Source organism: Pseudomonas sp. HD6515 (genome assembly GCF_024971855.1).
Lineage (GTDB): Bacteria > Pseudomonadota > Gammaproteobacteria > Pseudomonadales > Pseudomonadaceae > Aquipseudomonas > Aquipseudomonas alloputida.
The window spans coordinates 269,289-278,809 of the sequence record NZ_CP079828.1 but is presented as its reverse complement, the minus strand read 5'-3'; the positions used below and the strand labels follow the sequence as shown (position 1 = coordinate 278,809).

Here is a 9,521-nt window from a genome sequence, read left to right as displayed (position 1 = left end):
TGTTATTCCTTCATTTTGGCGGAGTCGGACAGGACGTCGGGGAGCAACGGCGGTGGGCGGGCGACACGAGATCCCAGATGGACACCCCAAACATGAGGGCCAGGCCGATATAGAGCAGCCAGCCGCTCCGCCAGCCGTGAGCCAGCATCAAATACACCGCTATCAGCACCAGGGCCGGGCCGATCAGGCCAGGCGCAGCGCGTCGCCACTGCCGGTGACTGAACCCGCCGAGGGCATTGACGAGCAGGGCCAGCCCGGCAAATAACGGCAGCAGCGTGGTGATGAACAGGCCTTCCCACTGGCTCAGAAAGCCCAGACCGATCGCGGCCCCCAGACCGGCAAGGGCGGGGAAACACGAGGCACAGCCTATGGCAGAAATCAGCACGCCAACGGACCCGGCTTTGTCACCGATCCGCGTGAACAAATTGAAAGGGTTTGCCATCGGAATGCCCGCCTACTGCTTGACGCTGGACGGGTAGCCGGCGTCCTCGGTCGCCTTAGTCAGCGCCTGGACATTGGTCTTGGCATCATCGAAGGTGACGATGGCCTCGCGGTTCTCATAGCTCACCTCGGCCTTGGTCACGCCCTCGACCTTGGTCAGCGCCTTCTTCACCGTGATCGGGCAAGCGGCGCAGGTCATGCCCGGCACCGCCAGAGTGACGGTCTGCGTGGCCGCCCAGGCAGGTGCGGCGACTAGGGTGGCGAGGGCGAAGGATGCAAGCAGTTTTTTCATGGCGGACTCCTGATCAGTAGAACAAGGGAAGGATGTAGGGGAAGCCGAGCGCGACCAGCACCAAGGCCGTTACCAGCCCGAACAGCAGCTTGTAGGTGGTGCGTACCTGGGGCACGGCGCAGACCTCACCCGGTTTGCAGACTTGAGCCGGGCGGAAAATGCGTCGCCAGGCGAAGAACAGCGCGACTAACGCCGCACCGATGAAGAGCGGGCGGTAAGGTTCCAGCACGGTCAGGTTGCCGATCCAGGCCCCGCTGAATCCCAGTGCGATCAGAACCAGCGGCCCAAGACAGCAAGTCGAGGCGAGAATCGCCGCAAGCCCCCCGGCGACAAGAGGGGCGCGCCCGTTTGATGGTTCAGACATGCATTTCTCCTTTCGAGCATGTGAGCGATGGTTTAAGGTTACTTCCGTAGTCAAGTACGGAGTCAAGCAGTATGGAAAACACTGTGGAAAGCCTGACCATCGGCGCCTTCGCCAAGGCGGCCGGGGTCAACGTGGAAACCATCCGGTTCTATCAACGCAAGGGGCTGTTGCCCGAACCGGACAAGCCCTACGGCAGCATTCGCCGCTACGGCGAGGCGGACGTGGCCCGGGTGAAATTCGTCAAATCCGCGCAACGACTGGGCTTCAGCCTCGATGAGGTGGCCGGGCTGTTGCGATTGGATGACGGCGCTCACTGCGACGAAGCGCGCGTGCTCGCCGAGCAGAAGCTCGAGGATGTGCGGGGGAAACTCGCGGATCTGCGGCGGATCGAGTCGGTGTTGGCGCGGCTGGTTCACGATTGTTGTGCGAGCCACGGGACGGTTTCCTGTCCGCTGATCGTTTCGCTGCAGGGGGAAAAGGAACTGCGCTGACTCCGCGCGTTAACCGAGGATTTCCCGATGCGTGAGGCACCTCCGGGGTCGGCTTGCGCTTGGCAAAACAGCGGCGCTCATTGAGCGCCGCTGAATGGCCAAAGGAGCACTTGCATAGGCCACAGGTTAGTACTGCATCAGCAGCTCATGTTCTACTTTGCAGGCGGACAGCCGGGCTGCGCCTCGACCCGGCCAGCCGCCGTGGCCCCCAGTTGCTCAATCTTCTTGGCGGTTTCCGCCACCAAGGCCGCCTCAGCCTTGTCGCGCATAGCGGCGATTCGCTCGATTGAACGGTCGCTCCCGCTCTCGGCCCATACGGTGGATGACAGCAGAGTCGCACCAACTATCAGCAGTAGTCTTAGGTATTTCATAACAGCCTCCTCTCGGGTTTTCTACCCACGAGCCGACTCTATCTCCGTAGTTAAGTACGGAATCAAGGAGAGATGGAGATGAAGGTCCTGGATTATGGCGCTGAGAGGAAATGGCAGGGCTTAAGTGCACTTTCTGTTCCGTTGCTCCCCAAACCCCTACCTGGTTACCTGGAGCGTCGATGCTGAGGTAGTTGGTGGTCACCATGCTGCAGCTCAAGCTGTTGCTGCCCGCTATTTCCGCAGCGACATTGCGGCTGGTGAGCAAGACACGGCGTGCACCTTCATAGTGACCGCTCGCTCTGATAGTAAACCTGTAGAGATTGACCTCTCGCCCCGTCAGCACACTTGCTGAGTTCGGCATCTTTGGCGAGCACAAACCAACTGGTCGACTGTGACCGAGGAGAGGAGATCCTAAATGTCACCCTACCAGGAGCAGAAGGTTGCTGAACTCAAACGCCTGGGCTGGACCGAAGTCGGGAAACGTTATCTACCAGGTCCCGGCCGGAGGCCTGCGCAGCACGTGTACGAACTGTCTTGCTTGACTGGCAAGCTGCAAGTCTTCGTCCACCCTGCCGAGATGATCTACCTAGCCGCTTAACGCAACACCAAAACCCGACTTTGTCGGGTTTTTTTTGGCCCCGAATCTGGCGCGTGCGTGATGTCCGATGTGCGCCATCTCTACGCACTAGGCAAACAATCACGGGAGTAATACAGATGGCGCATACACCAAATCAGCAACGAACCGGTCAGAAAGCTCATGCCCTTCACAAGCTGAACTTCTGCCTAAGCAGGGCAAAGGAGAACTCTTTCTTCGCTCGCACCGAGCCGCACCACCAGAGAGCCGAGTACCGCCGGTTGCGTCGGGAATCGATTCAGGATGCTCGCTACTGGCACAGCCTTTACGTGGCGGCATAGGCAGTCCTCTTGCACAAACGTCAATGCGATCAATGAACCTTCATGCCCAGGGGGCGACTATGTTGCAAACCTACACTGCAGCCCATGGGGCTACCGTGATTCCAACCGGATTTCACCTGGCGCGAGTTTCAGGCGAGAAACCGAAGTTCAAATCCGATCCTGATCTGCGCGAGGTCGTCTTCTACGAGTGCTATCTGTCCCAGTGTCACGGTGAGAATGGCCTTGAGCCTTGCGAGTACCTTGCAGAGCGACGTTACCTACTGAGCACTGCGCAGTACATGGTGAACACTGGCCTTTCCAGTAACCCGGTGATCCGGGAGTTGGTGCGGTCCGAGACTGAGGTTAAGTACCTGTCGGTCTAGACCGGATTAGCTACGAACGCAGCACCAACCCGACCAATCTAGGTCGGGTTTTCTTTTGAAAGTGATGGTTGCCCGGGACTAATTGCGCCCTACATAACGATCAGCTACCATTTGCACGTTCGACCGTTTCAGTGCGCGCCAAGTGAACCTCTCAACTCACTCGGCCACGAAAAGCCGCCATTTCTCAGGGCGGCTTTTTTTGTGCCTGCAATTTACCCTCGACAGGTTCTGCCCCCCAAAACTTGTACGGCCAAATTTCTCTACACAGGCGTGTAACGCTTTCCTGAGGTACCAGGTCTTCGCAACACCTGGCTTGCCATTCAGGAGAGTCAAGCAATGCAAACCCAAACTGTAAAAGCCGTAGCTCAAGCGGACACCCATGACGGTTTCAACCAGTCGAAGCTTCCGATCGATCGTGAGTCGATTCGCTCGCGCCGGCTTCTGCGCCTGATCGAGCTGGTAGAGGTGCTTCGCGTCCCGGACAACGATCGCACAATCTGGCAGATGCTGCTCGATGCTGGCGCAAACCCCGACTTCATCCTGTTGCGTGACTGCGACGATGATTCACGGCTCGCCCGCCGCCCCGCGCTGCAGGTGAATGTGAACACAAGCAAGCTTCATGGCTTTGTGGTGATCACCCACAACTCGGACGATACAGGCTTCAAAATCCTGCTCCAGGACAAGGGCCATTCGGTGGCTGTCAAAACGGTGGACGATGTTGTCGTGCGCAAACTTGCCGCAACGCTTGTTGATCTGATCGACGACGGCACCAGACGTGTTGAAATCCCTTCGCAGGGCCTGTCTACAAACGCTGTCATTGCCGGGGACTACCTGCTCAGTTCCTAAACGCTTCACCTGACCCACCGCTTGCGGTGGGTTTTTTATTGGGCGCTGCAAAGCATCCCCTGAGACCAAGAAGAGGGGGTTCAGATGACCATCACCGTACAGTTCAACCACAGTTACAAGCCTCACGGCCGCATTGTGTTCCGCTTAACCGGAGGTGGGGGGACGGCTCTTGTGGGCGTGCTTCACTTCGACATCGCGTTCGATATCGCCGAGGGATCAGGTTACCTGGCACACATCGGCGCCAATGGGTTTGAGGTATTCGACACGGTCGTCGATGCTGATCTACCTGCGGACCTTGCTCCTTACAATATCGACTACCACCTGCGCGCTAGCATCTGGCGTAAGCCCGTTGCCGGCGGCACCATGATGGTGAGATTCATCCGCCAGTGGCCAGGTTCTCATAGCTGGCTGGTCTACGGCTGTGCACCAACCTCACCGATCAGTGAGGCTGCCTATTCAGCGACGGGCCATGCTTGGTATGACGTGGGAGGGTTTGAACTTTCACCCATCGTTGCGCCGGCAGAAGAGGCGGGCCTAAACATGGCACAACTGGCGACCATTCCTCCGGTATGGCCTGACTCGGGTGGAGTGCTTCACACGCTGTGCGTGATCCCTCTCAGCTGGCGCCCAGACTACCTAGCGTACTCGAAACTGCAGGTCGCGCTAGGCCGTGGAGAAATGAGTCGAGAGGCGTTCAAGGCACATGTGCTGAGCCACGAGCGGCTACATCACCTCTGGTCGAATCCAAATGATGAATACCTAAGTTACCTGGTCCGCCTCGATGACCTGGGCGGCCTTCGCGAGGTAGCGCCGTACAACAACCAGCAACTGCGTGAACGCAAGGAGCTTAGCCGTATGGCCATGCTCTCTTGTCGCTGAAGCTAGCGTTATCGACCGGTCCTTGTGACCGGTTTTTTTTATCCAAAAAAAACCGCTGACCTAGGTGGCCAGCGGTGGGGTGTTACGTTGATGCCTCAGGCGAAGCTGCGAGTGGCATAGGACACGGAGTCCATACACGCAAACAAGCTATGCGCCTTTTGCTGGAAGAGGCACAAAGCGATTTGATTGAAATGAGTTTTCTCATCAGCGCTCGGCTCCTCATCGAAGGTGAAGCTGACGGTGCCGCCGTATTGACCGCGGTTGTACAGCGTCTCGATGTCAACCAGAGCGATGAGGCGACCGCCTCGCTTGATGTGACGCCCCTCAAACTCATAGTGTTGGTGCCGCAACAAGCCACGCGCTTTCTCGATGGAGATAGATTTGATTGTCGCAGAGCCATCTTTCTGCAGGGTGATTTCGAATACCTGCAAAGCCTCCTTCATGTCGAGCGCGCATTCCACAAACTCAGTGAGCTTGGGATGCAGGCTGAGCGACGCCAGGTGTGTGCCGTTTTCGCGGATGACCCAGACGTAACGACCGCCGACCGTTCCAGTCTTGGTGAGGTGATCCAGGTCAAACTGGTAAAAGTCTTGTTTGTATGACCGAAGAAGGCAGTCATCAGCCTCAACGATGGCACGCATTTGCTCGAACGCTGGTTGAAATTGCATAGGGTCTCTCCTTGAAAGGCTTTTCATGATGCAAGGAGATGCACCACAAGCATGTAGAAGGAGTTTGTAGGGGCGTGTGCAGCATCTCCTGGGGTCAGTTAACAACCAACATTTGGTGAGCCCTCATGTGCCCGAACGATTCCAAAATCTCTCTGCAAGCAGTGGAAAAACTCCTGAGCGACGTCTATGCGTATGACCAGGAACTCAACGACAAGGAAGTATCCCCTGATGGGGACAGCTATGACGGTCTCTTACACCTGGTCACTCATTTTCTATCCGGAATGGTAGAGACTGCCCGGGGTGGCAACCCGCTTCACCAGGTGGGCACGCCTCAACCAGTAGAGGCAGCGCCTGCCGTCGTTCAGCCGGTAGCCGCAACCGACTCTCTGGTTGCCGTGGTGTTGGCTGCCATCGTCGGCCGTTTGTCGTTGAGCAATATCCGGTCGATTCTGCAAGCTTTTGAGCGCTGCTCACAGGAGCAACTCAACGGTAATGAAAACTCACAGCTGATCGCCGGCAAGGCGCTCTCTACGGTCATCTCGCAGGGCGTCGATGCGATGGTCGCCAGCGATCGTAAATACCTTGAGTCTCTGCTGGCGCCGCAAGCGTAAGCAGTCAACCCTACGAACCCGGCGCTGCCGGGTTTTTTTTTCGGTGCGCCCGGCAGGGCGCATCCGCTAAGGGGTGCAAGTCCCCTGCACACCCGGCAAGGGGAAGTGCTAGCTAGAGGCAAGGGCTTCGCGGGCGACTGCGAGTCTGAAGGAAGCCCGAGGCAAATCGCTGGCCTGACGAACAGGAAGCGGATACGAGGCGGCATGGCGGGGTAAGCAGTCCGAAATCTGCAAAGCCCAATACTTGCACAGAACGCCATGACGTAGATCCGACAGGCATAAGCGTGAAAGCGGATGCGCAATACCCGGGGAGATCTGCGCGGTTGCCCGTCAGGGCTACCGGCACCGTGAGGTGCAGGAATGACCGTGCAGAAGTCAGCAGAGGGCATAGTAGGTCGCGAGACTGAAGGCCTGAACGATTGATACCGAGAGTAGGACAGCTGATCTCGACAACCCCCGATGACGCAAAAGCTCCCGGCACGGGAGGCCTGCCTGCCATGGCCGGACGGAATCCGGAAAGAAGCCCGCAAGGTGCTGAGGGGGTTGCGGTGACGGCTGGGCGAACGAAATCGGGGGGCTACCGGCTCATGGAGCGGGTGGTCGAACCCAGCAACATGCGACGAGCGTACAAGCGCGTCCTGAAGAACCGAGGCGCAGCGGGCGTTGATCGCCTGACGGTCGAGGAGCTGAAGGACTGGCTGTTGGTGCACTGGTCAAGCGTGAAGGCAGCACTGCTGGAAGGTCGGTACTTGCCACGGGCGGTTCGTCGAGTGGAAATTCCCAAGCCAAATGGCGGGGTTAGAACACTTGGCGTTCCTACGGTGGCGGATCGACTCATTCAGCAGGCGCTCCATCAAGTACTGCACCGATCTTCGAACCCACGTTCTCCGATGGCAGCTACGGCTTCCGTCCACAGAGAAGTGCGCTTGATGCGGTGGCCAAGGCGAAAGAGTGCGTAGCCGACGGAAGGCACTGGGTGGTGGATATCGATTTGGAGAAATTCTTTGATCGGGTCAATCACGATGTGCTGATGGCTCGACTCGCCTATCGGGTGGAGGACAGGCGCGTTCTGAAGCTGATTCGACGCTTCCTGGAAGCGGGGATGATGGCTGATGGCGTGATCCAACCTCGCAACGAAGGCACGCCTCAAGGTGGGCCGCTGTCCCCGCTATTGTCGAATATCCTTCTGACCGACCTGGATCGGGAGCTGGAAAGACGGCAGTTGAAGTTCTGTCGCTACGCTGACGACTGCAATATCTATGTCGGCAGTGAATGCGCAGGTCGGCGGGCGATGGCGAATATCAGGACCTTCCTGGAAGGTCATCTGAAACTACGTATCAACGAGCAGAAAAGCGCAGTGGCACGGCCTTGGAAGCGAAAATTTCTGGGCTATGCGATCACGATCTACCGAGAGGAGGCACGGGTACGAGTTGCGCCTGAAAGCCTTCGAAAATTGATGGATCGAGTTCGCGATTTGCTGCGCAAGGGGCGAGGACGGTCTCTGCCCCACACCCTCGAAGTGCTAAATCCCGTGCTACGGGGTTGGGCCAATTACTTCCGGCTTACCGCGAACATGCGGACGTTGGACGAACTCGACTGGTGGCTGCGTCGAAAACTACGTTGCCTGCTCTGGCGGCAGTGGAAAACCCCGAAGACCCGTGAACGAAAGCTCATCTCACTTGGGCTTAGGCCTGAGCGGGCGTGGAAGTCGAGTGTTAACGGACGGGGCCCTTGGTGGAACTCGGCAGCCAAGCACATGAATCAGGCGGTACCGACGCTGTACTTCGCCAAAATGGGGCTGGTCTCGCTGCGCAGCACTGTGCAGGGACTCCAGCGTATCAATTGAACCGCCGTATGCGGAACCGCACGTACGGTGGTGTGAGAGGGCTGAGGAAATAATTCCTCACCCTACTCGATCCTGCACAATGGGCTCCGAGCGGGTAGGCTTTCACATCTAGGCGACACCACTGAATTCGCGCCGCTATCTTGGCGATGCATCAGCCACCAAGACGGGCATTCAGGCAAGAAATCGTTGTCATCAGTCAACCTTGCCGTTGCCGAACGATAACTCGGCAATCTCTTTCCAGGCCGATCTGTTCCCTTCTAGCCAGTCTGCTGGATCTTCACCTGCAAACAACTTTTGCAGCCAGTCCGCTTCGCTGGCCAAACGAAGATAATACTGAGGGTGATGTGCGCCTGGTTCGGTGCTCTTCTCAGGCTCTTCATACCGATAAGCCTTCAGGACACGGTCCCCGCAGTTCGTCTTCAAAAACCGGATGAACCGATGCAGATTGCCATGTCCTCCAGCGCCCATACCGCGCTTCAGGTTGAAGTGCTCGTAGATGAAGCCAGTGGCATAGGCCTGTTTGGCTCGATCGTGCCGGACGCACAAAATCATTCCATCCAGTCGTCCTCCACAGACGCGCAACAGGTGGAAGGTGACCTCTTTGCTGTCCCTTTCGTACAGGAAAAACTCGCTGTACTCGCTGCCAATGTTTTTCGCTGGAAACATCGGCCCCACACCACTCTCCAACCAGTCATGTGAGCCGCTCGACCAAGCTATTACGCGATCGAGCATGTCGAAAGATGGAGAAGCAATCCCATCAAGGCAATCCAGCAGGTGAGCAGGGGTTTCCTCACCAATCAGGCGGGCGATACCAGCCAGTGTGGGAGCGTGGCCAGGGAAGAAGACCTGGTCCTTGCGCAAATGTGCAAACAGCTGGTCCAGGCGATCACCTATACCTTTCTGCCAGATCTGCCGGAGGGTCTGGTTCGGTGCAGGCTCAGGCTCCAAGGTAGAGACATAGGTTTGCAGAATTGCTCGAACCTCCCCCTCGATCGAGCGGTTGTTTTTCTCAGCTGACTCACAAATTGCTTCGTAAATGTGGTCCGGCAAATCCCGTATTCCGACTCTAGCCATAACCAACGCCTCCTAATGAAACCCGACACTGACGCCATAACGACGTCATTATGGCATCATTTATACACAAAAAATGCGGTCAAAAAGAGGGCTTTTTGATGTAATTTGATTTTTGTGGGTCTACCAGCCCTGGAGAAGGGGGGAGAGTCCGAGTCTGCGCTGCCCAACCACATCCGCTGGCCACCTTCTCGAACCTCTCTTGCGCCGCGTTGAGGGCTTATCAAGGCGGCATGGGTAACCCTGCGGCAAACGCCATTGTGGTCCGGGTTGGGGAAGCCCAGGCCCATTACCCTCAATGCGCCTGCCTCAGGTTTACTGCCCTGTGTTGCACATCTCCGGTCATACAGCCAACAGGAGATTC

The 9,521-nt window shown here is 57.5% G+C and carries 11 protein-coding genes and 1 pseudogene; 6 read left to right on the top strand and 6 right to left on the bottom strand.

The genetic code is table 11. The features are described 5' to 3' along the window. Window positions 1-10 precede the first annotated feature (10 nt). Genes merC through merT form a run of 3 tightly spaced genes read right to left on the bottom strand, consistent with a single transcriptional unit; the run spans window position 11 to window position 1,097 of the window. Window positions 11-442, bottom strand: a complete 432-nt coding sequence (merC, locus tag KW568_RS30415) for an organomercurial transporter MerC (protein ID WP_004574525.1) — start codon at window positions 440-442, stop codon at window positions 11-13. Window positions 443-454: 12 nt separating this feature from the next. Beyond that, complete coding sequence (gene merP, locus KW568_RS30410) at window positions 455-733, bottom strand: mercury resistance system periplasmic binding protein MerP (RefSeq protein ID WP_004574526.1); 279 nt, start codon at window positions 731-733, stop codon at window positions 455-457. Between the two features lie 13 nt (window positions 734-746). Further along, a complete protein-coding gene (merT, locus tag KW568_RS30405) occupies window positions 747-1,097 on the bottom strand; it encodes a mercuric ion transporter MerT (protein ID WP_004574527.1) in 351 nt (116 codons plus the stop codon). 71 nt (window positions 1,098-1,168) lie between these two features. Between merT and merR the strand changes: the two genes are divergently transcribed. Continuing rightward, window positions 1,169-1,588 carry an Hg(II)-responsive transcriptional regulator gene (gene merR / locus KW568_RS30400; protein ID WP_004574528.1) on the top strand — a complete coding sequence of 140 codons (420 nt, stop codon included), beginning with the start codon at window positions 1,169-1,171 and terminating at the stop codon, window positions 1,586-1,588. Between the two features lie 152 nt (window positions 1,589-1,740). Here the strand turns inward: merR and KW568_RS30395 are convergent, their stop codons facing one another. Continuing rightward, the gene (locus KW568_RS30395; protein WP_004574529.1) at window positions 1,741-1,959 is read right to left on the bottom strand and encodes a co-regulatory protein PtrA N-terminal domain-containing protein; all 219 of its coding nucleotides are present in this window, start codon (window positions 1,957-1,959) and stop codon (window positions 1,741-1,743) included. Window positions 1,960-2,374: 415 nt separating this feature from the next. Here KW568_RS30395 and KW568_RS30390 point away from each other — a divergent pair, with 415 nt between their 5' ends. From KW568_RS30390 to KW568_RS30380, 3 genes are all read left to right on the top strand, one after another. Then, window positions 2,375-2,557, top strand: a complete 183-nt coding sequence (locus KW568_RS30390) for a hypothetical protein (RefSeq protein WP_004574530.1) — start codon at window positions 2,375-2,377, stop codon at window positions 2,555-2,557. Between the two features lie 1,015 nt (window positions 2,558-3,572). Then, window positions 3,573-4,082, top strand: a complete 510-nt coding sequence (locus KW568_RS30385) for a hypothetical protein (RefSeq protein ID WP_004574532.1) — start codon at window positions 3,573-3,575, stop codon at window positions 4,080-4,082. A gap of 84 nt (window positions 4,083-4,166) precedes the next feature. Next, window positions 4,167-4,961: a hypothetical protein gene (locus KW568_RS30380; RefSeq protein WP_004574533.1), complete on the top strand. Its 795-nt coding sequence runs from the start codon at window positions 4,167-4,169 to the stop codon at window positions 4,959-4,961. Window positions 4,962-5,056: 95 nt separating this feature from the next. On the opposite strand, the gene KW568_RS30375 is transcribed toward KW568_RS30380, so the two are convergent. Continuing rightward, window positions 5,057-5,629 carry a hypothetical protein gene (locus KW568_RS30375; protein ID WP_016486925.1) on the bottom strand — a complete coding sequence of 191 codons (573 nt, stop codon included), beginning with the start codon at window positions 5,627-5,629 and terminating at the stop codon, window positions 5,057-5,059. 125 nt (window positions 5,630-5,754) lie between these two features. Here KW568_RS30375 and KW568_RS30370 point away from each other — a divergent pair, with 125 nt between their 5' ends. Further along, window positions 5,755-6,240 (top strand): hypothetical protein, encoded by a 486-nt coding sequence (locus tag KW568_RS30370; protein ID WP_016486926.1) that lies wholly within the window; start codon window positions 5,755-5,757, stop codon window positions 6,238-6,240. A gap of 497 nt (window positions 6,241-6,737) precedes the next feature. Beyond that, a pseudogene (gene ltrA / locus KW568_RS30365) lies at window positions 6,738-8,086 on the top strand (group II intron reverse transcriptase/maturase). A 192-nt stretch (window positions 8,087-8,278) separates the two neighbouring features. On the opposite strand, the gene KW568_RS30360 reads toward ltrA, so the two are convergent. After that, the gene (locus KW568_RS30360) at window positions 8,279-9,160 is read right to left on the bottom strand and encodes a FitA-like ribbon-helix-helix domain-containing protein (protein ID WP_024717774.1); all 882 of its coding nucleotides are present in this window, start codon (window positions 9,158-9,160) and stop codon (window positions 8,279-8,281) included. Window positions 9,161-9,521 lie beyond the last annotated feature (361 nt).

Coding starts and splice junctions, on each gene's coding strand:
- KW568_RS30380 (WP_004574533.1), top strand. CDS start 4,167: ATGACCATCACCGTACAGTTCAACCACAGTTACAAGCCTCACGGCCGC.
- KW568_RS30375 (WP_016486925.1), bottom strand. CDS start 5,629: ATGCAATTTCAACCAGCGTTCGAGCAAATGCGTGCCATCGTTGAGGCT.
- merC (WP_004574525.1), bottom strand. CDS start 442: ATGGCAAACCCTTTCAATTTGTTCACGCGGATCGGTGACAAAGCCGGG.
- KW568_RS30360 (WP_024717774.1), bottom strand. CDS start 9,160: ATGGCTAGAGTCGGAATACGGGATTTGCCGGACCACATTTACGAAGCA.
- KW568_RS30395 (WP_004574529.1), bottom strand. CDS start 1,959: ATGAAATACCTAAGACTACTGCTGATAGTTGGTGCGACTCTGCTGTCA.
- merP (WP_004574526.1), bottom strand. CDS start 733: ATGAAAAAACTGCTTGCATCCTTCGCCCTCGCCACCCTAGTCGCCGCA.
- KW568_RS30390 (WP_004574530.1), top strand. CDS start 2,375: ATGTCACCCTACCAGGAGCAGAAGGTTGCTGAACTCAAACGCCTGGGC.
- KW568_RS30385 (WP_004574532.1), top strand. CDS start 3,573: ATGCAAACCCAAACTGTAAAAGCCGTAGCTCAAGCGGACACCCATGAC.
- KW568_RS30370 (WP_016486926.1), top strand. CDS start 5,755: ATGTGCCCGAACGATTCCAAAATCTCTCTGCAAGCAGTGGAAAAACTC.
- merR (WP_004574528.1), top strand. CDS start 1,169: ATGGAAAACACTGTGGAAAGCCTGACCATCGGCGCCTTCGCCAAGGCG.
- merT (WP_004574527.1), bottom strand. CDS start 1,097: ATGTCTGAACCATCAAACGGGCGCGCCCCTCTTGTCGCCGGGGGGCTT.